This window comes from Acetobacterium malicum subsp. dehalogenans DSM 11527 (assembly GCF_000472665.1).
GTDB lineage: Bacteria > Bacillota > Clostridia > Eubacteriales > Eubacteriaceae > Acetobacterium > Acetobacterium malicum.
Genome location: NZ_AXAC01000006.1, coordinates 106,518 through 132,131 on the forward strand (window position 1 = coordinate 106,518; position 25,614 = coordinate 132,131).

At 43.7% G+C, this 25,614-nt stretch carries 28 protein-coding genes; 5 read left to right on the top strand and 23 right to left on the bottom strand.

Annotated elements, in window-relative coordinates; translation table 11 throughout:
- The first annotated feature begins 443 nt into the window (after positions 1 to 443).
- The 3 genes from A3KS_RS0103370 (at position 444) to A3KS_RS0103380 (ending at position 3,031) form a co-directional block, all read left to right on the top strand.
- Entirely contained in the window at positions 444 to 1,037 is a 594-nt protein-coding gene (locus A3KS_RS0103370) for an MBL fold metallo-hydrolase (protein ID WP_026393710.1), read from the top strand.
- Between the two features lie 54 nt (positions 1,038 to 1,091).
- Complete coding sequence (locus tag A3KS_RS0103375) at positions 1,092 to 2,432, top strand: MATE family efflux transporter (RefSeq protein ID WP_341349825.1); 1,341 nt, start codon at positions 1,092 to 1,094, stop codon at positions 2,430 to 2,432.
- A gap of 155 nt (positions 2,433 to 2,587) precedes the next feature.
- On the top strand, positions 2,588 to 3,031 hold the full coding sequence (locus tag A3KS_RS0103380; protein WP_026393712.1) for a hypothetical protein: 444 nt from the start codon (positions 2,588 to 2,590) through the stop codon (positions 3,029 to 3,031).
- Positions 3,032 to 3,135: 104 nt separating this feature from the next.
- Here A3KS_RS0103380 and ygiD read toward each other — a convergent pair whose 3' ends face one another.
- The 21 genes from ygiD to A3KS_RS22275 all read right to left on the bottom strand — a co-directional run bounded on the left by ygiD (position 3,136) and on the right by A3KS_RS22275 (position 21,316).
- Positions 3,136 to 3,924, bottom strand: a complete 789-nt coding sequence (gene ygiD, locus A3KS_RS0103385; protein ID WP_026393713.1) for a 4,5-DOPA-extradiol-dioxygenase — start codon at positions 3,922 to 3,924, stop codon at positions 3,136 to 3,138.
- Positions 3,925 to 4,208: 284 nt separating this feature from the next.
- A complete protein-coding gene (locus A3KS_RS0103390) occupies positions 4,209 to 4,646 on the bottom strand; it encodes a flavodoxin (RefSeq protein WP_026393714.1) in 438 nt (145 codons plus the stop codon).
- A gap of 274 nt (positions 4,647 to 4,920) precedes the next feature.
- The gene (locus tag A3KS_RS0103395; RefSeq protein ID WP_026393715.1) at positions 4,921 to 5,421 is read right to left on the bottom strand and encodes a hypothetical protein; all 501 of its coding nucleotides are present in this window, start codon (positions 5,419 to 5,421) and stop codon (positions 4,921 to 4,923) included.
- A 240-nt stretch (positions 5,422 to 5,661) separates the two neighbouring features.
- Positions 5,662 to 6,804 (bottom strand): aldo/keto reductase, encoded by a 1,143-nt coding sequence (locus tag A3KS_RS0103400; RefSeq protein WP_026393716.1) that lies wholly within the window; start codon positions 6,802 to 6,804, stop codon positions 5,662 to 5,664.
- Between the two features lie 118 nt (positions 6,805 to 6,922).
- Positions 6,923 to 7,339 (bottom strand): cupin domain-containing protein, encoded by a 417-nt coding sequence (locus tag A3KS_RS0103405; protein WP_026393717.1) that lies wholly within the window; start codon positions 7,337 to 7,339, stop codon positions 6,923 to 6,925.
- A gap of 31 nt (positions 7,340 to 7,370) precedes the next feature.
- Positions 7,371 to 7,898, bottom strand: a complete 528-nt coding sequence (locus A3KS_RS19890; protein ID WP_026393718.1) for a cyclophilin-like fold protein — start codon at positions 7,896 to 7,898, stop codon at positions 7,371 to 7,373.
- A gap of 39 nt (positions 7,899 to 7,937) precedes the next feature.
- Entirely contained in the window at positions 7,938 to 8,516 is a 579-nt protein-coding gene (locus A3KS_RS0103415; RefSeq protein ID WP_026393719.1) for a sugar O-acetyltransferase, read from the bottom strand.
- A 57-nt stretch (positions 8,517 to 8,573) separates the two neighbouring features.
- A complete protein-coding gene (larC, locus tag A3KS_RS0103420; RefSeq protein WP_026393720.1) occupies positions 8,574 to 9,926 on the bottom strand; it encodes a nickel pincer cofactor biosynthesis protein LarC in 1,353 nt (450 codons plus the stop codon).
- Positions 9,923 to 10,669: a nickel pincer cofactor biosynthesis protein LarB gene (gene larB / locus A3KS_RS0103425; RefSeq protein WP_026393721.1), complete on the bottom strand. Its 747-nt coding sequence runs from the start codon at positions 10,667 to 10,669 to the stop codon at positions 9,923 to 9,925. The genes larC and larB overlap by 4 nt, the downstream gene beginning before the upstream one ends.
- Positions 10,670 to 10,809: 140 nt before the next feature.
- Positions 10,810 to 11,961: an aldo/keto reductase gene (locus tag A3KS_RS0103430; RefSeq protein ID WP_026393722.1), complete on the bottom strand. Its 1,152-nt coding sequence runs from the start codon at positions 11,959 to 11,961 to the stop codon at positions 10,810 to 10,812.
- A 194-nt stretch (positions 11,962 to 12,155) separates the two neighbouring features.
- Positions 12,156 to 12,542, bottom strand: a complete 387-nt coding sequence (locus A3KS_RS0103435; RefSeq protein WP_026393723.1) for a MerR family transcriptional regulator — start codon at positions 12,540 to 12,542, stop codon at positions 12,156 to 12,158.
- Between the two features lie 255 nt (positions 12,543 to 12,797).
- On the bottom strand, positions 12,798 to 13,139 hold the full coding sequence (locus tag A3KS_RS0103440) for a zinc ribbon domain-containing protein YjdM (RefSeq protein ID WP_026393724.1): 342 nt from the start codon (positions 13,137 to 13,139) through the stop codon (positions 12,798 to 12,800).
- Between the two features lie 79 nt (positions 13,140 to 13,218).
- Positions 13,219 to 14,592 (bottom strand): diguanylate cyclase domain-containing protein, encoded by a 1,374-nt coding sequence (locus A3KS_RS0103445; protein ID WP_026393725.1) that lies wholly within the window; start codon positions 14,590 to 14,592, stop codon positions 13,219 to 13,221.
- Between the two features lie 167 nt (positions 14,593 to 14,759).
- Positions 14,760 to 15,560 carry an SDR family NAD(P)-dependent oxidoreductase gene (locus tag A3KS_RS0103450; protein ID WP_242834731.1) on the bottom strand — a complete coding sequence of 267 codons (801 nt, stop codon included), beginning with the start codon at positions 15,558 to 15,560 and terminating at the stop codon, positions 14,760 to 14,762.
- A gap of 195 nt (positions 15,561 to 15,755) precedes the next feature.
- A complete protein-coding gene (locus tag A3KS_RS0103455; RefSeq protein ID WP_169727689.1) occupies positions 15,756 to 16,406 on the bottom strand; it encodes a DUF3786 domain-containing protein in 651 nt (216 codons plus the stop codon).
- Complete coding sequence (locus A3KS_RS0103460) at positions 16,399 to 16,941, bottom strand: DUF2284 domain-containing protein (protein ID WP_026393728.1); 543 nt, start codon at positions 16,939 to 16,941, stop codon at positions 16,399 to 16,401. Before A3KS_RS0103460 ends, A3KS_RS0103455 begins: the two co-directional genes overlap by 8 nt.
- A 134-nt stretch (positions 16,942 to 17,075) precedes the next feature.
- Positions 17,076 to 17,513: a MarR family winged helix-turn-helix transcriptional regulator gene (locus A3KS_RS0103465; RefSeq protein ID WP_026393729.1), complete on the bottom strand. Its 438-nt coding sequence runs from the start codon at positions 17,511 to 17,513 to the stop codon at positions 17,076 to 17,078.
- A 91-nt stretch (positions 17,514 to 17,604) separates the two neighbouring features.
- The gene (locus A3KS_RS0103470; protein ID WP_026393730.1) at positions 17,605 to 18,126 is read right to left on the bottom strand and encodes a hypothetical protein; all 522 of its coding nucleotides are present in this window, start codon (positions 18,124 to 18,126) and stop codon (positions 17,605 to 17,607) included.
- Between the two features lie 199 nt (positions 18,127 to 18,325).
- Positions 18,326 to 19,387, bottom strand: coding sequence for a HAMP domain-containing sensor histidine kinase (locus tag A3KS_RS0103475; RefSeq protein ID WP_026393731.1), 1,062 nt, complete (start codon positions 19,385 to 19,387; stop codon positions 18,326 to 18,328).
- Complete coding sequence (locus A3KS_RS0103480) at positions 19,384 to 20,058, bottom strand: response regulator transcription factor (protein ID WP_026393732.1); 675 nt, start codon at positions 20,056 to 20,058, stop codon at positions 19,384 to 19,386. Before A3KS_RS0103480 ends, A3KS_RS0103475 begins: the two co-directional genes overlap by 4 nt.
- A 106-nt stretch (positions 20,059 to 20,164) precedes the next feature.
- On the bottom strand, positions 20,165 to 21,316 hold the full coding sequence (locus A3KS_RS22275) for a GGDEF domain-containing protein (protein ID WP_026393733.1): 1,152 nt from the start codon (positions 21,314 to 21,316) through the stop codon (positions 20,165 to 20,167).
- Positions 21,317 to 21,599: 283 nt separating this feature from the next.
- On the opposite strand from A3KS_RS22275, the gene A3KS_RS0103490 reads away from it, so the two are divergent.
- On the top strand, positions 21,600 to 23,093 hold the full coding sequence (locus A3KS_RS0103490) for a DUF1538 domain-containing protein (RefSeq protein ID WP_026393734.1): 1,494 nt from the start codon (positions 21,600 to 21,602) through the stop codon (positions 23,091 to 23,093).
- A complete protein-coding gene (locus tag A3KS_RS0103495; RefSeq protein ID WP_035355092.1) occupies positions 23,080 to 23,766 on the top strand; it encodes a P-II family nitrogen regulator in 687 nt (228 codons plus the stop codon). Before A3KS_RS0103490 ends, A3KS_RS0103495 begins: the two co-directional genes overlap by 14 nt.
- Before the next feature lie 130 nt (positions 23,767 to 23,896).
- On the opposite strand, the gene A3KS_RS0103500 is transcribed toward A3KS_RS0103495, so the two are convergent.
- Positions 23,897 to 24,970, bottom strand: coding sequence for a radical SAM protein (locus A3KS_RS0103500; protein ID WP_026393736.1), 1,074 nt, complete (start codon positions 24,968 to 24,970; stop codon positions 23,897 to 23,899).
- Positions 24,970 to 25,605, bottom strand: coding sequence for a TetR/AcrR family transcriptional regulator (locus A3KS_RS0103505; protein WP_026393737.1), 636 nt, complete (start codon positions 25,603 to 25,605; stop codon positions 24,970 to 24,972). Before A3KS_RS0103505 ends, A3KS_RS0103500 begins: the two co-directional genes overlap by 1 nt.
- Between the last annotated feature and the right edge of the window lie 9 nt (positions 25,606 to 25,614).

The window sequence follows — 25,614 nt, forward strand, 5'->3', positions numbered from 1 at the left end:
TTGTCGAACATTTCTTGAATATGTTACCAGTATTTTTGAAAAAAACTCCATTATTTTAAAAAAATAAATCAACATCTATATTAGAATTTCTTAATAAATTCTTAATCAAGAATCATTTCAAGATGTACTTAAGTATTCCCATGTATATTATAAACAAGCAAAGCATCATCAAACACTTAAACTATTCTAACCTTTCATGAAAGCAACGGACTCGTCGAAGAGCCGTTGTTTTTATTTTTTGTCTCTTTTCCCTTCCCGGCTTTTGTCCTGCTAATTCTTCTTACCTTCCCTACTAACTGTTCTTTCTTCTTAAATTCCTTTGACAAAAACAATTCATGGCGATAAACTGAAAATAACAGATTAATTTATGGTGCTAAATCAGCATTTATATGCGACATTGAATCCAAAAAATCGATTAATAAAATTTGTTAAAGGAGCATTCCATGGGAAAATTATTTTATCAAGGTCACGGCAGTTATCGGATTATTTCAGACAAAGAGATTGTGATATACGTCGATCCATTTGCCGGGGAGGGTTACGATCTGCCAGCCGATATTGTCCTGATCACTCATGAGCATCCCGACCACAACAACTTGGCACGACTTCATCAAAAACAGGACTGTGTGGTGATCCGGCCGGAAACCATCCTGATCAATGGGGTTTATGGGAGTCAGTCGATTGATCGGATTACCATCCAGGCCGTTCCTGCCTATAATTCCGGCCATGACAAAAACAAGTGTGTGGGCTATGTGATTGAGCTTGATGGGATTAAAATCTATGCATCCGGGGATACATCCACCACCGACTATATGAAAGATGTTTTATCCAAAGAAGTAATTAACTATGCCTTGCTACCGATTGATGGCTTTTATAATATGGATCCTCAGGAAGCTGCGAACTGCGCGAAAGTCATCGGTGCCGTCCATAGCATCCCCATCCATATGAAACCGGGCGCTTTGTTTGATCGTAAGCTTGCCGAAACCTTTGTGGCTGAAGGACGCCTGATTTTAGAACCCAATGAAGAAATAAAACTGTAATTTTAGGGAGGTAGACCAATCAATCAAATCATTAAAGAACCATCCTTTTATAAACTGGTAGCTGCCATTGCCATTCCCATCACTTTACAAAGCCTGATTACCATTGGTATCAACATGACCGATACCATGATGGTAGGCGCTCTGGGCGAGGTACCTTTGTCTGGTGCCTCACTGGCCAATCAGTTCATTATGGTTTTTCAGATCTGTTGCATGGGGATTGGCATGGGCGCTTCCGTGCTTACCTCCCGGTTCTGGGGAATGAAAAACCATCTTGCCTTAAAAAAAACCATTACCATTATGTTACGGATCTGTCTGGGTTTCGCGCTGTTCTTTTCGCTGGTGACCTTGTTTGCCCCTGAAGCGATCATGCGCATTTATACAACTGATCCGGAAATTATCCGGGAAGGCACGCGCTATTTTAAATGGGCAGTTCCCTGTTACCTGCTTTTAGGTCTTTCGCTGACATCCACCATTGTCCTGCGCAGTGTCGGGCAGGTGCGGCTCCCTTTAGTTTCGTCTATTTTTGCATTTATTATCAATCTTTTCTTCAACTATTTGTTTATCTTCGGGAATTTCGGAGCCCCACGGATGGGCATAGAGGGTTCTGCCCTGTCCACCCTAATTGCCCGAATTGTCGAATTCTCATTTATTTGCGGTTATTTATTTTTTGTTGATAAAAAAATAAATTATCGGCTAAGGCACCTCTTTATGCGCTGCCGGGATATCTTGAAGGAATACATTGACATAGCGCTTCCGGTTCTGATCAGTGATATTTTACTCGCCCTTGGCAACAATGCTGTGGCGATGGTAATCGGACGACTGGGTGTCAGTTTCGTCTCGGCCAATGCCATCACCCTGGTTCTTCAGCAACTCAGCACCGTATTTATCCAGGGCATAGCCAACGCCAGTGCCATTATAACCGGCCACACCCTGGGTCGGGGTGATGAGGAAACCGCCCAGCAACAAGGGATCACTTTTTTATATCTGGGCATTGCCGTTGGCATCTGTGGTGCCATGATCATCTGGATCACCAGCAAACCGATGATCAGTCTCTACAATCTGACGTCAGAAACCCAACAAATTGCAGCTCAACTGATGTTTGCCATCGGTTTTATTGTTATCTTTCAATCTGCCAACAGCATCCTGACCAAGGGTGTCCTGCGCGGTGGCGGAGACACCCGGTTTTTAATGGTGGCAGATATTATTTTCTTATGGGTGGCCTCGGTTCCGCTTGGCGCATTGGCTGGTTTAGTCTGGCATCTACCTGCATTTTGGATCTATACGCTACTTAAAATTGATCAGATTATCAAAGCTATCTGGTGTATTTATCGATTGAAAAGTCGAAAATGGATTAAAAAAATTGCTGTTGCTCCTATAAATCAAAATCAGAAATAAGCCTTTTCCGTTTCTTTTTGTAACAGATAAGGTCTTACTGAATTTAATAATAGTCATTTCACAGAAAAAGTGGTAAAATAAAGGAATTCTCAAATCGAATTTTAAACATCAATTTTTGAACAAACCCATTCCTAAACTTAATGGAGGTAACCATCTTGCGAATCACAAGAGACGAATATCATGGACGTACGAAATTAACAAAAAAAGATAAAAAAGAATCCGTTGCCAACGCGCCCTCAGAGTCCTCGGCACCGTTAGAAGCCCCGACTCCTTCAGAATCGCCTTTAAGCACTGCAACAAATCTCCCTCAAAAGAGTAAAAACAAGGCTGATTTATCCGTACGGTTATCAGATTCTGAAATAAAAAAACAATTATCGATTTTAGCTGAAGAAACAATCAATCAATTATCAGATCCCAACAAAGTGCTGAAAGATGTGGAAGATATTTATCTCATTTTTAAAGGGCAGATGATGGTAATCAATAAGTGCCGCTTACTTACTGTCAGCGAACAGCAGGAGCAGAACGCCCAGGTTTATGCTTGTTACTACAAGAAGAAATTTGAGCTGAAAAAATTGGAAATGCAAAAAAAGAACGACTGATTTTTTCAGTTCTGCTAACTTATCTTATCAAAACCCTTGTGTCAAAGAAAAAAACCATGGAGATAAACACACGCCATGGTTTTTTCTGATTGTAAATCTTTCGATTACTGGTCCGTATTTTTTTCAGCGATCAAATAGCTTGTCATCGATATGGAGCCCAGTGTGCGTGAATCATTGAAAATGGTGATCGCGTCATCTCCATCTGATGCACCCAAAACGTATAACAGCGGATAGAAATGTTCGGGGGTAATAAAGGCTACTTTGGAAGACTCGCCAGCCAAATGGTAATCTATGATTGCCCCATGTTCCACGTTTAAAATCTTCTGTCGAATGTAGTTATCAAAGGTATCTGCCCATGGATAACCACCTTCCAGCGCCCAGTTTACCCGGGACAGATTATGAACAATATTACCACTTCCCAAGATCAACACCCCCTGTTCCCTAAGTGAAGTCAGCTCCTGTCCAATTTTATAGTGGATTTCCGCTGCTGCTCGCATATCAATACTCAACTGATAGACTGGAATTTCTGCCGCAGGATACATGCGATGCAGCACCGACCAGGTTCCATGATCAATCCCCCAGGTGTTATCGACTTTGACTGTCCGACTGATCCGGTTTCTGGTAATTTCTGCCAGCTCCGGTGCACCAGGAGCCGGGTAGACAACCCGGTATAGTTCATCGGGAAACCCGTACATATCATAGACCATCGCTGGTTTTTCCGAGTTGTTGATTCTGGTTTCAGCGGTGTACCAGTGGGCTGAAATAGACAAAATTGCTTTAGGCTTGGGAATTTTTTTCGCAATTTCTTCCCAGCCGCGGGTAAGTTCATTATTTTCAACTGCATTCATGGGCGAACCATGACCAACAAACAAAACCGGCATTTTTACATTCATTTTATTTTCCTCCAACACGCTCAAACTAGTCAAACCTAAACAGAACCGAGTCGATAGTCTCAATTATATCACTATTTAGTGTTTTCTTCGGTAATTTAAAATTAAAAAAAGTTTTTCTCCCCAGTGTTTGTTATCGAAAATATTGAGTATCCCAGAAATTTATATCCCATCGCAACTTATGATTAAACTTCAACTAATCCCCTGTTTTGTCTTTATTTCAACAAAAAAAATCGCAGCAAATAAGGACGTATGTCCTATTGCCGCGAGATTTTAAACTATTTTACTCAGATACTGCTTGAAGTCAGGCGTTTACCTAAATCTCGGCAGGCTTCCAGGCCTTCTTCATCCGGTGTATCATTGATTTTCAAACCATCATCCACCAGATTAGCTCCCGTTTTCTTCATTCGCTCTTCCCATTCATCCATCCATTGCCCATCGCCCCAATCGTAGGAGCCAAACAGCGCTAACGGTTTTCCTTCAAGGTTTTCTTTTTCCAATTCAGTAACAAAGGGTTCCATTTCCTGTTCTTCCAGTTCTTCGGCCCCCATGGAAGGGCAACCCAGCGCAATGGCATCACTACTTAACAATTCTTCGATACTGGCTTTGTCGACGCTGACAACCTTAACCTCAGCACCGCCTACCTCTGCTCCGGCGGCAACTGCTTCGGCCATTTCCTGAGTATTTCCGGTTCCACTCCAATAAATAATTGATACTTTTTTCATTATAAATTCTCCTGATCTGAATAATTTTTGTTAAATCATCTTTAATTTAACAGACATCATTTGTGATCATTTCCAGGGTTTCTTTCCATTTTAGCGTCATACCGTCCTCCACTTTTTATGTCAGAGATCATCAATCCGCAAAGCAAGATGGCCTCTTTTGTTAGTTTTTTCTAACATATTAGCAAGGGTTTTGGTTTTTGTCAATCCTTTTTAGCATTTATTTTTAAACATTTCGAATCCGTTTCTCTGTTATCAAAACTTTGACCTGTCCAACTCAGCTGTTGTCAACTTCAAGCCTCCTATCTTTTAGCTGATGCAGTTTTAACATCACCAGTCGGGCAATGGGCTGGGCAATCAACGCTTCCACAGCCAATGAAATGGCAAAGTTTCGCGGCCATTTATAGAAAAACAGTACTATCGGCTCCATACTCACTTGACGGTTGCCAATCCAGGGGCCGATGACGGTCAAAAATATCGACATTAACAAAACATTGCATAAAATATTCACCACCATATGAGCCGCAAAGCTATCATCCTTTTCTATAATCTTACCAGTCATCCAGCCTGCTGGTTTGTAGGTGATTAAAACCAGAGCAATCACGATCACCCAAATAAAGGGAATTATTTTAAGTGCATCTCCCCAGACGTCCATTCTAAAGCCAACCTCAAAGCAGCTAATCAGGGGGGCAATAATGTTCACCGAGATGATTGAAATCACCATCATAAACAGTGTAAATTCTTTCTTGTTGCGGGGTAGTTTCATGTAAAATTCCATTATCCATTTCCTCATCTTCTTATTATTTTAAAATTTTAGGCAAAAAATAAGCGTGAGACCTAGATTGGTCTCACGCTGAACAATTATACGCGCTAAAAATTTCAATGATTGTATTATATACGAACTGCAAAAATTTTGTAAGTGTTTTTTCCTTCTTTCTACCACTTTTTAATTTTTCAGTTTTCGATATTCTCCATCCATCAACTTCATCAGCTGCGCTTTTGTCAATCTAAAAAAGCATCAACCCCAAGCCGACCCTTCATCCAGCATCTTCTGGAAATCTTTCAAAGCCGTGGGGATATCAATATTCTGCGGACAGACCTGTTTGCACTGACCGCATTCAATGCAGGCACCCGGTCGCTTTTCCTCATCCATTCCGGCAATCGCCATCGGGGCGATGAAGCCCGGTTGGAATTTGTGATCATTATAATGATGCAGCAGCGTCGGAATATCCAATTCTTGGGGACACTCGGAACAGCAATATTTACAAGCCGTACAGGGCAGCATCGCGAGCATACTGTCTCTGATTTCCGCAACCACTGATTGTTCCTGCACGGTTAGCGGTTTAATCGATTCATAGGTTTTGATGTTTTCCTCCACCTGTTCCAGCGTTGACATCCCCGATAAGGTCACTACCACACCGGGTAATCCCTGCAGAAAGCGGAAGGCCCAGGCTGCTGTGCTTTCATCTGGTCGCAGTTCCCGAAGTTTCGCCGTTTTTTCATCGTCAAAACTAGCCAGGGCCCCACCCCGAACCGGTTCCATCACCCAAATGGGTAGATTCTTTTCGATCAGCATCTCATAGATTTCATTGGCTTTCTGTAATTTCCAGTCGAGATAGTTCAACTGAATCTGACAAAATTCCATGTGTTCGCCGTAGCGTTCAATAAAGCGCTCAATGGTTGGCTTCAGCCCATGGGTCGAAAAACCCAGATGCTTAATTCGCCCGTTTTTCTTCTGCTCAATCAGGTACTCAACAATTCCCCAACGTTCGTCAAAATAGACATCAATATTTCGCTCATAGACATTGTGAATCAGATAAAAGTCAAAATAATCGACGCCGCATTTTTTCAACTGTTCCTCAAACTGGGCTTTCGCATCCCAGCTTTCTCTGACTTCATAGCCGGGAAATTTGCTGGCCAGATAATAGCTGTCCCGGGGATAATTTTTAAGCGTTTTTCCCAACACAGTTTCGGATGCTCCGCCATGGTAAGCGTAAGCCGTATCAAAGTAATTCACTCCATTCTTAATGGCAACATCCACCATCTTTGCTGTTTCTTCCTCATTGACCGGAGCATTAAAGCCTTCGCCAATAGTTGGCAGACGCATGCCTCCAAAACCCAATGCCGATAGTTTTTTGTCCTGAAAATTCTGATAAATCATTTTTTCCTCCAATATTTTAATTGTTATTTTTGTTTATTAGGCCACTTCATTTTCGGGATCACTTTCGATCTTTTAATGATTCGAGCCAGGAATGCCACCGCAATTGATGGTTCTGTTTTTACTGTACTTTTAGTTTGTTATACGCTTCATCCGTCACCGGTTCAAGCCATTCATGGCTGGCACCTTCCGTCGGAACGGTCAATGATAGATGGGCAAAGGCATCGTTCTTTGCCGCACCATGCCAATGCTTAACTTCCGCTGCGATGTACACCACATCGCCACTTTTCAGCGACCGAACTTCTTGTCCGGCTTCCTGATACCAGCCATGGCCACCAACACAGATTAATATCTGCCCACATCCATGATGGATATGCCAGTTATTACGGCAACCCGGTTCAAAAGTAACATTGTAAATGTCAACCTCCTGATCATTCAAAAGACTTAAGTAACTCTTTCCAATAAAGTACGGGGCCAATCCCAGGTTTTCCGGACCTAACGCAAAATCAGATACCTTCTCCAATTCTTGTTTTTTCATAATTTTTACTCCTTATCTATTTTTCTGATGATTAAACTCCAGATAAGCTGAACGAAATTCTCACCGCTCCATTGCCAACCGCTTCGGCTAACCCTTCAGCATTTTCGATCGCTGCGATTCGGGTATAACGATAAGAGCTTGAGAAATTTTCATAGAATAATACAAGACAATCATCACCATACAGCATGAGATCACCCGCCCGGATTTCTCCAATCTGCTCAGCTGCTACAGGTAAAGCTTTCTCAAAATAATAGAGCTTTTCATTACCATTAAGTTCACTCATGTCAATGGTCAACGGCAGTTTTTCGACGAATTTCAGTGTTGTCTCATTTTCATAAAGATTCGCTAAAAATTCCTGGCCATCTACTGTTATCTTTACATTTTTCATCACCGATGTATTTTCAACCACTTCTTTAGTTATTTCCGGTTCATTAACTATCGCTGTATTTTCTTGCTTTACTGGCTCGTTTCTCTGGGTTTGGCCACTGTCGCAAGCCACCAAACACAAACATAAGGTCAGTAAAGCCAAAATTAAATACACCTTTTTCATCTTGCGCATCCGGTTTCCTCCTTCTTTTTATTCCGGATATTTCACTATTTATTTCTGATTTATTTCAATTTTTTTGATGATCTTGGCCGGGACTCCGCCGACAATCACATTAGCCGGTACATCTCTGGTAACCACCGCTCCGGCAGCAACAATGGCGCCGTCATCAATGGTAACCCCGGGAAGCACCGTAGCCTGGGCACCAATCCAGACATTATTCCCAATTCGGATTGGTGCCGGAAACATGTCGCTGCGTTTTTGTGGATCGACAGCGTGGTTGAGGGTGGCCAGCACCACATTGTGGCCAATGAGAACCCCATCCCCAATAAAGATGCCACCCTGATCCTGAAAACAGCAACCTGAATTGATAAACACATTTTTGCCGACGTGAATATTTTTACCACAATCGGTAGAAAATGGCGGAAATAATCCAAAATTTTCATCTACTGGTTTGCCCGTCAAGCGGGAAAAAATTTCCCGGATTTCTTCCGGCGGATGATAGCCGCCATTGAGCTCCGTCGTCAGTTTCAGTGCTTCCTGAGAGATGGCATGCATCATCCGATGGACTTCCGAGCCACCTTCAACCACCGTTCCCCGATTCAACTGTTCCATAAAATTATTAATATCCATTTTTTCTCTTTAATCCTCCCAAACTTTGTTATTTGATCATCCCGATTATTTTCTCAGTCACGAGGATAGTGGCAACTCAAAACGATTGAGTTCAACGAGTTCAACGCCTCTTATGCCTTCAGCCGCTTCGCACTCTTTTTTGATGATGTGGTAAACATCCTGATAAGCCAACCGATGTTTTTCACATAGCTCCACCACACTGGTGTATTCCGGATAAATCCGTTTCCCGGATGCCAGTTCACAAACCTTGACCTGAGCTTCTCCCAGACTGGTTTTGATTTTTTTAACAGTCCGCTTTAAGCCGGTACTTTCCATCTGAATCCGCCTGATCCCGATGGTGGTGGTTTCCTCGAATATAATCTGTTCTATTGTTGTGATATCCGCTTTGGTGCAGATTACATTGAGCAAATAGGCGGGCCGATTCTTTTTCATATAAACCGGGCTATAATGGACATCTCGGGCACCGGCCTCAAACAGCCGCTCCATGACAAAACCCAGAATTTCACCGCCACAGTCATCAATGTTGGTTTCCAGTTTATAAATGCAGTCCTGTTTTTGGGTTTTATCGGTGATCAGCATCGCCCGCAGCAAGCTGGGCTGGTCGTAGGTTCGTTTGCCGGCGCCGATACCGGTTTTTTCAATGGTAAACTGCTTGGGCAACTGGTCACTAGTTTTGATAGCTGCCACAATGGCCGCCCCGGTTGGGGTAATCAACTCCCCTTCGGCGCTGATAATATGCAGATTCAACTGGTGACTGGCAGCGATATGGGTCACGGCCGGCACGGGAATGGGGATGGTTCCATGTTGACAGCGGACAAAGCCCCGGCCTTCATAAACTTCCGGCACAATCACCTCCCGGATGTCCAGATTGTCCAGACAAACGGCCACCGCTACAATATCGACAATCGAATCCACCGCGCCCACCTCGTGAAAATCAACCCGCTCCCGGTCCACCCCATGGGCTTTGGCTTCGGCATCGGCAATAATCGAAAAGATCTGGATGGCCAATGCCTTGGCATGATTGGTGATCTGAGCCTGGTTGATGATTCCGACAATATCGGGCAGACACCGATGATCATGGGCATGAGTCTTTTTAACTTGATGTGGATGATGATGTACCGTCTTCGAATCATGGGCGTGACCATGTCCATCGCTGTGAGGAAGGTGATGCTCACCATGCAGATAGGCCATATCGTGATCATGGTTGTCGTGATCCAGAATAACCTGAAAATCACAGACATCCAGCCCAGCCTTTTTCACCCGGCTGATAGCAATATCAAAGCCACTAATGGGTAGGCTTTTAAGAGCACTTTCCAGCACTTGCTGATCAGCGCCCAGATCGAGCAGCGCCGCCACCGTCATATCACCACTGATGCCGGAATAACATTCCAGGTATAAGGTCCGGCTCATGATCGCACCCCCAAGCGGTTAATCTGGGTGGCGGTATAACCAGCGCCATAGCCATTGTCGATGTTAACCACCGAGATCCCATTGGCACAGGAGTTGATCATTGTCAGTAGCGCCGAAATACCACCCAGGCTGGCACCATAGCCAACAGAGGTGGGCACCCCGATTACCGGCTTGTCCACCAGCCCGCCAATAACGCTGGCCAGAGCACCTTCCATCCCGGCCACCGCAATCACGCAATTGGCACTCTGGATCACATCCAATTGGGAAAGAATCCGGTGAATCCCGGCAACACCGACATCGTAAAGTCGTTCCACATGAGAGCCAAAATACTCAGCCGTCTGGGCAGCCTCTTCGGCCACCGGGATATCGGCAGTTCCGGCCGAACAGACGGCAATTTTTCCGACCCGTTGTTTGCCCGGTTTTTCGATTTTGATAATCCGGGAAATCTCGTCGTAAACAACTTCCGGATAGGCTGCTTTGATCATTTCATATTGATGGTGTGAGGCCCGAGTTCCCATCACCTCTCCATCTTGTTCATAAAGCTTTCCAAATATATTCAGCAAATGGGCATCTGCCTTGCCGCTACAGAAGATCACCTCGGCAAAACCGGATCGCATCTTTCGATGAGTATCCAGTTTGGCATAGCCCATTTCTTCAAAAGGCTGCCGACGAAAAAAAAGCTCTGCTTCCTCCACAGAGATCTCTCCCGTTTTTACTTTTTTTAATATTTCCTGTGTTTCCATTTTCACCTCTGGTTTTACGCGTGTATCGCATTGATATTACTAACTGTATCATCTGGAGTTCACTCCAAGTCAATCCCCTTTATTCTTTTCTTAAAAAAATCTCCGCACCTTTAAGGTACGGAGATTTTATAGCGTCAACTTTATTCCAAGGCAGCTCTGACATTTTTCAATTCCTCGATAATGGCAATATTCTGCGGACAATGTTCTTCACATTTTCCACATTCAACGCAATTGGAGGCTTTGGCATCTTGCGGAAACATCGTCACATATAGACCTTTGGCTCTTGGTAGTGCATCGAATAAAAAAGCATTATTATAAAGAGCAAAATGTCCGGGGATATCAACCCCGGATGGACATGGCATACAATACCGGCAGTTTGTACAGTTGACCTTCATCTTAGCGGTTATTGTTTTCTTGGCAAAATCCACTAACGCCAGTTCTTCATTGGTTAATGAATTGGCGGCCCCTGCATTGGCGGTATTGATATTATCGACCACCTGCTCCATCGTCGTCATGCCACTAAGCACCACGGAAACCTCAGGATGATTCATAACCCATCGCAGTGCCCATTGTGCCGGGGTTCTTTTGATTGGTGCATTCTCCCAAGCGGCTAAAACTTCCTGGGGTAACTTATCAACCAGAGACCCGCCTCTGATGGGTTCCATAATGGTGATTCCCATTCCTTTGGCGGCCGCATATTCCAGACCTTTTTTACCGGCCTGATAGTTTTCGTCCAGATAATTGTATTGGATTTGACAAAAAGACCAATCATAAGCATCGACAATTTCGACAAATAAATCAAAGTCATCATGAAACGAAAAACCGGCATGTTTGATTTTACCGTCTTTGATCGCCTGATCCAGAAATTCAAGCGCTCCCAGATTTTTCAGATTTTGCCAGAAACCTCGGTTAAGTCCATGCAGCAGGTAAAAATCGATCGTATCGGTTTCCAGCCGTTTCAACTGTTCATCCAATAATCGCTCCATATCTGCTCGTGACTGAATCAGCCATGACGGAAGCTTGGTCGCGATTTTAACTTTCTCGCGATAGCCACCTTTTAAGGCCCGGGCCACGAAAAGTTCGCTCTCGCCACCTTTATCAAAACCGGTGCCATGATAAGGATAGGCGGTATCGATATAATTCACCCCATGGTCAATGGCATATCGTAACATCTCAATAGCTTTCTCATCATCGATATTGTTTTGAACCCCGTCGATAACTGGCAAGCGCATGCAACCAAACCCCAGAACCGAAACCTCTTCATTTGTTTTTCCGAATTTTCGATACAACATCTTTAGTCTCCCTAATTTTAAATTTAAACAATCGGTGACCGACTGTTTAGTCAAATTAATTTATAATGGATTATTTATCTACTCTTACTATACTACCATCTGGACTTGACTCCAAGTCAATACTTTTATTTAATTTTTCAAAAAAATCTCCGCCCATTTAAGGTACGGAGATTTTAAACTGCTCATTTACTTAGTCAAGCATTCGGTTTTTCCCAGGATAAAACCCCGGAAACTTCAGCCTTTTCATAGATGTCGATTTTATAGTTGAGCTTGTCGAGGGTCTTTTTCATGTCTTCCATTTTTTCCAGAAGTTTTGTCCGTTCCTCAACCAGCAGCTCTTTTCTGGCGGTGATGGTCTGATCCCCCTGCTGGGCCAGAGCACAGTATTCAATCAAGGCTTCGATGGGAATCCCGGCCGAACGCATGCATTTTGCCAGCTCAATCCAACCGCAGGATTCTTCGCTATAGTCGCGCATCCCGCCCTTGGTTCGATTGACTGCCGGGATTAAGCCGATCCGCTCATAATAACGCAGGGTATCCTGTGAAATATCATATTTTTTACTGACTTCGGTAATGGTCATGGAATTTCACCTCGGTTAACTTAATATTTTCTTTCGCTGTGATTTTATTCATCATTTACTGGTTCTATCCACTTTAACATATGGAGTGCACTCCAAGTCAAGATTTTTCGAGTTTTCTTAATGATCGTTATTTTTTAAAAAACAGCCCACTGGTTTTCTGCTATGAAAATCAGTGGGGTATTCGTTTATTTATGATTGAGTTTTCTATGTTCTTAGCGAATCAGTCCGTTTTCTACCGCTAATAAATTCAGGCCACTACGCCTTTTTAACAAACTCCGATTTTAAGGACATCGCTCCAAAACCATCAATTTTACAGTCAATGTTATGATCGCCATCAACCAGACGGATATTTTTGACTTTGGTTCCCTTTTTCAGATCCTGAGAACTGCCTTTAACTTTCAGGTCTTTGATTAAAATAACCGTATCACCACTAGCCAAAACATTTCCGTTTGAATCTTTGACAATCTTCTCATCGCCGCCGTTTTCGTTTGTTGCATCAACGGTCCACTCATGAGCGCATTCTGGGCAGATCAGCAGTTCTCCGTCTTCATAGGTATATTCTGAATTGCATTTCGGGCAATTAGGCAATTGTTCCATTTTATTATTCTCCATTCATAATTGGTTTTTACTGAAGTACGAGCTATTCATATTATCATAATACTTCCCCGTTGACAAGTCATCCCGATGGCTGCTCCGATCGATTTTCTGTTTGCTTCATTTTCTGTTTCCTTTTATCCGCGTACATTTCTTCGTCAGCAATCTGTAGCAAGGCATCAATATTATTGCCATCTTCCGGAAACAATGCTGTACCAATACTCACCGCAATTTTAGCGGGATAGTCGGCCAGATGAAATTCACTTTTAAAACTGTCTGCAAGCCGTTCCCGGGCCTCCAAAAGCGCAATTCGGTCTTCTATATCCGGCATGATGATCAAAAATTCATCGCCGCCCAGTCGAAATACCGCCTCGCCGATCCTGGTACTTTCAAATAAAACCCGGCCTGTTTCAGCAAGGACCAAATCCCCAACGTTATGTCCATAGGTGTCATTGATATTCTTGAAATGATTCAAGTCCATACTCATAAACCCGACCTGCCGATTATTTCTTTTGGCTGAGGCCAGAACCATGTTCTGGTATTCATTTAAATAATGGCGGTTAAAAAGGCCCGTTAGGGAATCGTGACTGGACATAATCCGTAATTGATAATTTGTTTTCAGGGCTCTGAATGTTAACAGACCCGCTCCGGCGGCAATTAAAACGGCTAAAATAGTGGCACCCCAAAAAATAAACTGATTATTTTCGCACCCTTCTTTGGGAGATACTGCCACCTTCCAGTCAATAAAGTCCGGATCGACATCAAAAGTTAATGGTGATTCGCCAACTACACTCATGGAACCAAAAAAAGGAACCGTTTTGTTCTGATCATTGAAGATGGCGACATTTAATCCGGCGGCTTCAGCATAGGCATTAATCTCTTCAATAATATTATCCCCTTTAAGAACAATGCTGATCTGTCCCCAATAACCAGTATCCTTTCTGACGATGGGAAGACGGATAATAAAACCGGTCCCGCCCTGAACCAGCTCTACCGGCCCCTGGAAGATTGGCACCTGTTCATTCTTAACCTTAAGCACCAGCTCTTTCTGACTGTCAACCTTCGCCAGGTCAACTCCGATTGCCTCGGTATTTCCTTCTTTGGGATAATTCCAGATGATGGTTGTATCCTGACAGACGCCAATGTTCCTGATTTGATTTTCATTTTTAGATAAGAGATTATTTAGATAAGAGTAGGCTTCTGATTCATCCAGCGCGGGATTCATCAGGACATAAGCCTCAAATCCCTGAACTAGGGTTTTGTTTGTGAAAACTAAATGTTCTACCTGACTTTTAAAATTTATGAATTTATCGGTGGTTTTTAACATCTCCTGCTGTTTCAGGTTATTCATAAACATACCAATGATCAGCAAAAAAACCGTCAGGAGAAAAAGGGATACTGCTATTGAAATGATGATTGCAAGTTTCTTTTTAAAAAGACTTTTGTTCTGATCCATTTTTTCTCCTGTAAATCCTTCGCTATTTTTACCACCTCAGTTTATCATCAAAAATCAATAAACACCATTATTTTAATATAATCTGCTGCTATAAATATCGGCAATCTTTACAAAAGCGTTAGGGCTCCCTGATCATCAAATCATTCCCGTGATTAGTGTGATGGTATTTAATGAACATTTGCCGCCATCACGCGATTAATCATCCCCATTGCCAAACCCGAGCTGATCTTATAAAATACATTCATCAAGTTACAGTCTTTGCCGATATAGGATCGCAGCTTTTTCTTCTCCATGGTCTTGATAATCAATTCCGCTGCTTTTTCAGGCGTTAACACTTTGTTCGCTTTATTACTATCGCTAGCTGTCTGGTGGGAAATATTGGAATTCTTCTTGATATCGGTCGCAATACCACCGGGAATAACGACTGATACATTGACATTGGTGTCTTTTAATTCTGATGACAATCCTTCAGTCAACAGTTTAACGGCTGCTTTGGAAGCCCCATAAACACTTTGGCCCGGTACCGGTAAAAAGCCCCCCATACTGGAAACATTGACAATATGGGCTTCTGGCCGATTCAGTAAATGCGGCAAAAATGCTTTGACCATATAAAGCGTACCATAGAAATTGATATCCATTACCCGTTCAATCCGATCCATTTCCAATTCATTCAGAGGTGCAAAAGGCTGGATGATGCCGGCATTGTTGATAATGCCATCAATCCTCCCATACTTTTCAATGGCGTTCCTGGCAAAGGCAAAGACCGCTTCTTTATTTGAAATATCGACCACTTCGGTAAACAGTTTGGGATTTTTTCCGGCAATTGTTACGGTTTCTTCCAATGCTTCTGGATTAATATCGACGGCTACGACCATGGCGCCTTTGTTGAGCAACTGCAACACCAGCTCTCTGCCGATACCATTTCCACCACCGGTTACGATAATATTTTTCCCTAATACTTTCATCATGTTCTCCTTCTTAATCTTAACAAATATTTTTTTGTATCAATGCTGTTGTTGATTTCTTTTGATAAGCATATAATACGCTGCAATTATTCCTTAACATTAATATTTTGTTAAGTTCGTGTTAAAGTGACTATTTCTAAATTTTTTTGCAAAAAAAACACCGAAAATTCGGTGTTAAGTTAAATGAACGGCGAGTTGTTATTCCCATCCATCTACAGTTCCATATTCCGCCGTTTTTATCAGTGCTCTGACAAGGCAGCCACATAAGAAAGCCAGACATTCAAACTCCAGAAATTTCGGAGCGCTTTCATCAAATTGAGTTTGAATCTCAACTGGGAAATCCTCATCAGCTTCCCGATAGATAATCTTAACCGGTATTTTGGGTAACACTTCCAATAACCAGCATTGGCTATTCGGTTCTTTGGAAAGCTCTGATTTTCCGCCTAATTTTATAATCGTCTCCGCCAATTTCTTGATATCATCTCCAAAAGCTTTAATCAGCGGTGCATCCATCATGCTGGCTTTGCCGGTGTCGCCGCTTGAAAAGACCGTCGTCATCCGAAAAAGGGGCTTAAACAAATAAACCGGATCACCGGTGCCCTGGGACAACACATAATGGATCAAAATGGAGCGATTATTGATATTCACCGGTTTCCCATCAAGTGGCATCACCCCGGTATTGGTAATACGATAATCCCGTTTTAAAAAATTGATGATAATATCTCCATTTGGATTAATATTCAGGCCAAAACGAGCGGCACTTTCCGCCAGGTTACACTCAGCCAATTTGGGCAACAGCGCTTCGTAAATAACATCATATGAGCTGGTCATCGAGTATCGCTTATTCATTAAACAGTACCATGCTGAAATAGGTGACGGTATTGGCGCCATTATTGTAGCTGATATTTAAAGCCGGTGCCATCTGCATCACCATAATCCCATACCCTTCGGTGGCCGGATACATCCGATCGGGGAACCGGCAGGGCGCATCGGGGTAGGTGCACTTTTTGCAAACTGTACATCCTTCAGTGGATAGAATTAAGGCATTCTCGTCAAAGCGCCGGAAAACATCGGCGACCTGATCGGTTAATGCCTCGTGCTCGACCCGGGCGCGCATCCATCCTTTCATATCAAAACTGCTGGCTACCTCAGTGGCGGTGGTAAAAAGCATCGCTTTATCATAGGCCTGACATTTTTCTATACAGCTCTCGACACTACCCACTGCCGGGGGACAGGCCCAGGTGGTATTATACATGCCGCAGCTATTGCCTTGACAGAGATCCCGAACTTCTTTGGAAAAAATAATCTCCTCAGGTTTAAAAAATACATATTCCAGAATCGGCAGTTGAGCCAACTCCTTTTCGATTTCCGTTTGTTTATTCATCGCTGTTCACCTTTTGACTGCAATTGCCACACGAATTTTCTCCGACATATCAAACCTCTTGTTCTAATCATCTCTTTCATATTATGCTTTTTCTCTCTTTCTTTTAGTGTAGCTACACGATAACGCTAAAAAAATTAAGGCGCTAAGACCTCAATTTTTAATAACAGGGCTTGGAGAGTTTTCGTATCTTCCAGACCCAACTGCGCTTCAATCCGCTTCTGGGCCAGTTCCCAGTAAGCATTGGCTTGTTCGATTCTTTCTCGGCCCGCTGCCGTTAAACAAAGCTGCCGGTTTCGCGTTCCCGACTGGGCAATATCATGTATCAATCCCTGCTGTTCAAGGGGCTTTAAATTACGAACCAAGGTGGTCCGATCCAGCCGGATTTCAGCGGCCAACTCGCTGACACTCACCGGTTCCATGGCAAAAATATGCTTTAAAATTGAAAATTGACTGACACTGAGCTGGCTGGGCGCCAGGTAATGGTCGTAGATTTCGGTTATCGCCAGGGAAGCCCGCCGCAAATTGAGGCAATTGCAGACTGACGATTTTCTATTTTGTTCTTCTATTTTCATGTGATCACCTTTTTCAGTGTATATACACGATTATTATATCCAACGTCTGGACTTTTGTAAAGTTGATTGCAGAATTTTATATTAATAGTCCTTATGCCAATAACTGGCTGGCCTTTTCACAGGCTTCATAAATCATATCGTAATTACTTTCAATCAGCGGGTTCACACGGTCTGCACTTTTCTTGACATTTTTTTTATAAAGAAAATAAGGCAAGCCCCAGCCGATAAATCCCGGGATGGCCAGGACAACACACAGTGGAATCATGGCGGCCAGATAAGCAAAGGTTGCTCCGGCCATAAAAACTGTCCCGACAATCCCCGCCCCCAGGGCTAACGCCATTGCATTGGTATTTTTGGATCGTTCCAGCTTTTCAATGTTGATAAAGGCGTCTTCACACTTTCGTTGGAGATCGCAAAGTGCCACCCGATTTTTGATTTTCCGATCCCGCTGCAATTTCAATTTGACCGCATCAAGCCCGGAACTGGAATTGATGATTGTCCACCCCAGTGTATGGTAACAGTCGCTGCAAAGCTGCACCAGATCAGATTTGACACTGACTTCCAAATACTCGTTCATCACCAGTTTGTTTTCATTTGTTCTCATTTCGCTCATCACACTTCTCCTTTAACCGTTTCTTGTTCGTTTCTGTTGATACCACCATATTACGCTGCAAATGTTCCCCAAAGTTAATGTTCGGTTAAACTTTTGTTAAACACATTTTTAATGAGCCTCTAAACTTTAATTCATTATCTTTAAATAAAAAAATCCCTCGCATCGTTGATACGAGAGATTTATATAAGTTCTTCATTCTCTATAATTTCAAAATTACGGTAAACGTGGTACCCTGACCCAGCTCACTTTCAGCCGTTATGGTTCCATCCACCAGATCCACTACCCGTTTAACCAGGGCCAGTCCCAATCCGTTGCCTTCTTCTGAGTGGGAGGTATCGCCCTGATAAAAGCGGTCAAAGATGCGACGGCAGGTTTCGTCACTCATGCCGCAGCCGCTATCGCTGACCTTGACAATGGCCTGACTGCCATCTTTTCTGAGCTTAATTTTTACCAACCCGTCTTTTGGGGTAAACTTGATGGCGTTGGTCAACAGATTATTCCAGACAATTTCCATCAGACTTTCATCGCTGGTAATGGTCACTTCGTCCAGGTCGGCGTCAAATTCGATGTTTTTTTCGTCAAATTTTTCTTCCAACGCCAGCATACAACAGCGCAGCTGTTCATCCAGCGAATAGGTCTCGGTCTGGATGATTTCCTGATTTTCCAGCTTGTTTAATTTCAGAATGTTGGTCACTAAGGTAGACAGTTTTTTTGATGCTTCGACAATAGTGTCAATATATTCCTTTTTCTCATCCTGGGGCAGCTCTTCTTTTCTGAGTGCTGAGGCATAACTTTGGATAATCGCCAGCGGTGTTTTCATCTCGTGGGACACATTGGCGATGAAATCGCTTTTTAAGGTTTCAATGGTGGCCAGTTCCTCGACCATCTTGTTAAAATCATCGATTAGCACCTCCAGGTCATCCTTTTTATGGTCTTTTCGTTGGGAGTGCACGTGAACAGTGAAATCGCCAGCGGCCACTTTTCGGGCTGCCTGACCGATTTCCGTCAATGGCCTTTGAAATCCGGTATACATAATAAAGCGGGTCCCAAGACTGACAATCAGTCCCATAAACAGCGCATAGGACATGCCCACCAGTGCCATGATCCAGGGATTGGTCTGATCCAGCATCTGCTGATTGAAAATTAGCACTTCTCCGGCACTGCAGATTAATACCACCCCAAAGACAATTAAAAACTCTTTCCAGAAAGGGCGCTTGGCATTGATCCGCTTATCTTCCAGATTTTCATAGCGAAACTTCATCCTTTAATCACCGCCTTGTATCCCAGGCCCCGGACTGTCACAATTTCCACATCGTCACAGTCTGAAAGTTTGTCACGCAGTTTGGTGATCGAAACATCCACAGTTCGGGGCGTGCTTTCGGTATCATATCCCCAAAACTCATCCATCAGCTGAGCCCGAGTAAAGGTGCGTTTAGGATAGGATAACAGCTTAAATAGAATATTAAATTCCCTTACCGTCAGCGAAACTTCCTCTCCATTGAGATACGCGGTAGTTTCCTCTTCATTTAAGATCAGCGAACCCGCTTCCAGTTTTCGCTCATTGCGGATATTGGCCCGTCGTAATAAGGCCGACACCCGTAAGAGCAGTTCATCCATCTCGATCGGTTTTACCATATAATCGTCAATGCCCAGGCTGTAGCCTTTTTGTTTGGCAGACATGTCATCCCGGGCCGTCATGAACAGAATCGGGATGCTCTTATCCTGGCGGCGGATCTCTGCGGCCAGTTCAAATCCGTCCATCTCCGGCATCATAATATCCGAGATGATCAGATTCACCGGTTCTTCCAGGATCCGGTCAAAGGCTTCACTGCCATTTTTACAGCGTATCGCCCGGTAGCCCTTATTATTTAAAAATGAGCAGACAATATAGTTCAGTTTCTCGTCGTCTTCAATTACTAAAATATTGATCATTATCTTTCCTCCCCTGCTGGATTCTACTGCATGATATCATATCCTGATGATGTTAAAGATTTGTTAAGTCAACAATTTTATACTAAAAACGCCCGATTGATTCCCGTCAACCGGACGCATAGCACTGAGTAAGCTTGTGCTCCTCCAGCCGTTTTTCATATATCTGGTTCTGATTTTTCCCTTCGCTTTTGGCCAGATAAAGAGCCTGATCGGCCTTTTCAAAAAACTCACTGGTTGACCAGCCGGAATTGGCATATTCCGCAATCCCACAGCTGAAGGTTATCTGAGATCCCTTAAGAAAATCAAAATGGTGCTCCCTGAATTCCTGGTGCATTTTATCAATCATTTCGACAACAGCTGCGATGGGATGACCGCTAAACAACAAAACAAATTCTTCCCCACCATAGCGAAAGACATTTTCATTACCCGGTGTATTCTGAGATAAGATGTCCGCCAATGTTACTAATACTTCGTCACCTTTACTATGACCATAGCTATCATTAATCAGCTTAAAATCGTCCAGATCAATAACGGCCAGAATCAACGGGGTTCTGGTCACCCCCTCCTGATAAACCGCCTGCCCCAGAATATCGACCATCGCCCGGCGATTTAAAAGTCCGGTCAGCGGTTCTGTTTTGGCTTCCTGGATTAGCTCCATTTGTTTTAAGTAGCTGTTGTGGATGCTCTGTGCCTGTTCATTGGTATAACGGGTCAGTACCTTGGCCCCCAGATAGGAGCAAAAGATCATAATCCCAGCCACGATACAATCCAAAAAGATCGCTTTTACATCGCGATCGCCTTCAAAACTGGCAATCTGGAAAGCCAGAATCACAGAGATATAGCTCAACCCGAAGACAAGACGCGTCAGTTTTAAGTCAGCAAAGATAATCGTCATAAACACCGCAATACAGGGCACACACAAGATCGGCGGAAAGGTGTGATGAAAGCATTGAACACAGGCGCAAATCAGAAAAAACAGGATCGCAACCGTATGATTTTTGGTTTTTTCACTGGTTTTTTCTGTTTTTAGCATAAAATACGCCCCTAAAATAAAAATTAGGTTCAACACCGATGGCAGTACCAGATAGAGCAAGAGATAGCGGATGATGGCTGGCGAAAAGGTCTGGCTGTGTTTATTAAAAATAAAGATGAAAATTTCAGCAATAAAAATGATGATACCGATTATTACACAGGTGCGAAACATAATTTTTCGCCATTTTTCATGCAGTTCATTATTGATGTTTAGCAACTGATGCATTAGTATCCCTCCTCTGCTCTTCTGAAATTGACAAACCCAAAGTCCGTTTGATTTTATGTCAAAAAACGTTGTCTAAATTGACGATGTGGTAAATTATACCATAATTGCGGCCATTTGTTAAATACGAGACGACCATTGTTTTGATCGGCTTTTTCGGGTATAATGGATGGAGTTGTTAGTCGTAGCATATTTCTATGTCATAGATTGCCAATGCTTTGTTAAACCGGTTGTTGACCTTTAAACGCTGTTAATCAACCATAAAATAAAGAAAGGGGGATTTATTTTGAACATTCTTTTTGAAAAGTTCAAAGAAGTTCTGATCTCGGTATTACCGATTACACTACTGGTTGTCATTTTAAGCCTGACCCTTGTTCCCATTGAAAGCTATATCATGATGCGCTTTCTGCTGGGGGCGTTGCTGATTGTGGTCGGACTGACTATTTTCCTCTTCGGAGTCGATCTGGGCATAGCCCCCATCGGTAATCTGATGGGGACCCATATTACCAAAAGCAACAAGGTCTGGATCGTTATCGTTTCCGGCTTAGTCCTTGGTTTTTTCATCTCGGTGGCTGAGCCGGATCTTCATATCCTGGCCGGCCAGGTAGCCCTTGTTTCAGCCAATGTCATCGCCAAAACCGAAATTATACTCTGCGTTTCCGTCGGTATCGCCCTGCTGCTGACGGTTGGTTTTTTACGTGTTATCTATAACAAGTCCCTCAACCTGCTTCTGACGATCATCTATGGCATCATTCTGATTATATCCCTGTTTACTTCCCAGGAATTTCTGGCCATTTCTTTTGATGCCTCTGGAGCCACTACTGGAGCGCTGACGGTTCCTTTTATTCTGGCTTTGTCGATGGGGATTTCTTCGTTAAAAAAGGGAAAATCATCGGAAGATGACAGTTTTGGTCTGGTTGGCATTGCCTCTACTGGTGCCATCCTGGCAGTGATGATTATGAGTGTTTTAAAGGGTACCAAAGAAATCAGCGGCAGTCTTGACAGTGGTCTGTCCGAATCAACCGCTGTGATCCTGCCTTTTATTAATAAACTGCCCACGATACTTTATGAGGTCGTTCTGGCCCTGTTGCCGATTGTCGTCATCTTTGTTGTTTTTCAGATGATCTCCTTTAAATTAAAAAAGAAACCGCTAAAACGAATTATCAAGGGCCTCCTTTATACCCTGATTGGTCTGGTTCTTTTTTTAACCGGAGTTAATGCCGGATTTATGGACGTTGGAACCCTGGTAGGTTATAATATTGCCAGTATCGACAATAAAGCGGTGCTGATCGCCATTGGGGCGCTATTAGGTCTGGTGGTTATTCTGGCTGAGCCAGCGGTTTATGTGTTGACCAAGCAAATTGAAGATGTCACCAGCGGCTACTTAAAACGAAAGGTCGTTTTGGTTGCCTTATCACTGGGGGTATCTCTGGCTGTGGGCTTATCGATGCTGCGGATCATCGTTCCGGAAATCAAACTCTGGCATTATCTGCTGCCCGGTTATATCCTTGCCATTGTTTTAAGCTATCTAGTGCCAAAGTTATTTGTGGGGATGTCTTTTGATTCCGGCGGGGTCTCTTCCGGCCCGATGACGGCGACTTTTATTCTTGCTTTTGCCCAGGGTGCAGCCGAATCCATCGAAGGCGCAAATGTGCTGGTCGATGGTTTTGGACTGATTGCCATGGTTGCCCTGATGCCGATTATTGCCCTGCAAATTCTGGGCCTGATCTTTAAAATCAAAACTGTTAAAGGGGGAATCTCCGAAAATGGATACTCATGAAAATGTAACAGAAAAAAAGAGCTATGAAATATTAGCTGTCATTGTCAATTTCGGTGTTGGTTCCAAAATTCTGCAACTGGGAAAAAAATGCGGAATTTCCGGTGGGACGATCTTTTTAGGAAAGGGCACCCAACATTGTCTGGTCACTGATTTTCTGGACATTTGTGATGAACGGGTCGAAGTGGTTCTGATGATTGCCCAGACCGGAAAAATAGAATCAGCTGCCGAGGAAATCAGCCGTAAATTCAAATTTGCCAAGGCCCATCATGGGATTGCCTTTACGGCTACGTTAAATAATTTTTTAGGGGTTCGGAATTGTGCCTATGATAAAACTCATGAAGAAAAAGGAGTCAATAAAACAATGTATGAGGCGATATTTGTGATTGTCGATCGCGGCAATGCGGAAACGGTTGTCGGTGCAGCTGAAGCCGCCGGTGCCAATGGCGGAACCATTATTAATGCCCGGGGCTCGGGTGTTCATGAATACGCAAAACTCTTTGCCATGGATATTGAGCCGGAAAAAGAAGTGGTGATGATGATCCTGGAAAGCGCTAAAACCGAAGCAGTTGTCAATGCCATCCAGGATGCTACCGAAATGGACAAGCCGGGAAATGGCATAATCTTCACCATCGGCGTGAATAGAACCTATGGATTGTATCAACACAACCATTGATATGAACCGCATCTGATCCTGATTAACGATTTTTTTACTGTTTTTTCTAGACTGCAAGCCAGCCCGATGTGTTTTCGGCAAACACACCGGGCTGGCTTATTTTGACGTCTTTAATCGTCTGTAAAAAAGGTTATGCTAACAATTTCTCGACCTGATCGTTTACCTCAAACAAGGTACACCCGCCATGGTTTCCGGCCTTTACGGCAATTTCCCGGAGATCAGCAAAATATTGGGACCGGAGCACGGCTTCCACCGAATCACTGGTCAGGTTCTGTTTGGCATGGGGTGAAAAGGGACAGGGTTCGGCATCACCATAGGGATTGATATGAAAAAATCCCCGCCCGGAAGCCAGACAGCCGCCCATTTCCTCCTCGTCGCCGGGGAAGGACAAGATCACCATGCGCCGAAAGGATTTTCGCAGTTTAAGACAAATCGCCTGAAGTTGCTTGATTTCGCTTTGCGTAATGACCAGATAGTCGGTTCCTGGTTCCGCCGGAACATATTCCACATACAGGTTCACGCCACAACCTTTATCCTCCAGTGCTTCAAGAAAGTCATTTCTGGTCACCAGCGCCATGTTTTCCCTGGTAACGGTAATGGCTGCCCCGAACAGGATTTTGCGCTTTTTTAAAGCGGCCATGGCGGCTTCAATCTGCACATGGGTACCCGCCCCGCGGCGGGCATCAGTTTCTTTTGCATTGCCTTCTATGCTGAGAATGGGGATCAGATTGCGATGGTTGTCGAGAAATTCAATGGTCTCCTGATCCAGCATTGTGCCATTGGTAAAAATTGGAAAGATCACATTTGGATACTCTCCGGCCAGCTCCATAATATCCCGGCGTAAAAAGGGCTCACCGCCGGCCAGCAGCATAAAGGCAACACCAAGTCTTGCCGCCTGATCGAAAACATTCCCCCATTGACCGGCATCCATATCCGTTTTGCCGCTGGTAGGGCCACAGCCGCCACCAGCCCGGGCATAACATCCGGCACAGTGGAGATTACATTGGGAGGCGATACTGGCAATCAGAAATGGCGGTACGTGCAGGCCTTCTTTTTCCTGCTGCTTTCGGCGGGCACTGCTTTTGGCCAGCTCCGGTAAAACACTCATTAAAAAGGCCCGGCCTTTGCTATTGTTGAGATAGAATCGGCCGGCGGTTGTCATAATTTGGGCAATGCCCTGATCCATCATTTTATTTAAATTCATCAGCTTTCCTCATTTCTTATTTGATAAATTGACGCAAACTGTTCGATATGCGCCAGCAGCAGGGCCATCGCTTCATCTTCTTTTTCCGGCAGCTTGTCATATTGACATAAAAGGGTGTAGAAGGGACCGTAAAACTGCAAAGCGATGATCTGCGGCGGGCCTGCTCTGAAGCTTCCCTGCCTGATCATCTCACTAAATAAGTCGGTCTGAAATAAAATCGCGTCGTTAAAAAACCAGTTGTACAAGGTCTTGGCGGCATCATCACTTTTATACTGTTCGATGGTCAACATCCGGCGGAACTTCGATGCCTGCGGATCTTTCAGGAAAAACAGAAAAACGGCCTCGCAGGCTTTCTTAAGCCAGATCAGATCATGACGGCCATATTCCCGGGCGACACTTTCCATCTCGCCCTGGGGCAACCGGTAAAACGTCACGGTTTCTTCAAACTTCTGATTCATCCACGTAAGCAAGGTATCATAAATGGCCTGCTTACTGTCAAAATGTTTATAAAGTGAGCTGTCCTTGATGCCCACCGCCTGGGCAATTTCTTTAACGGTCACACTCTGATAACCTTTTACCGAAAACAGATTCAATGCTTCCTCTAAGATTATTTCCCTGGTATTGCGTTTTGTCATTGGTTCTCC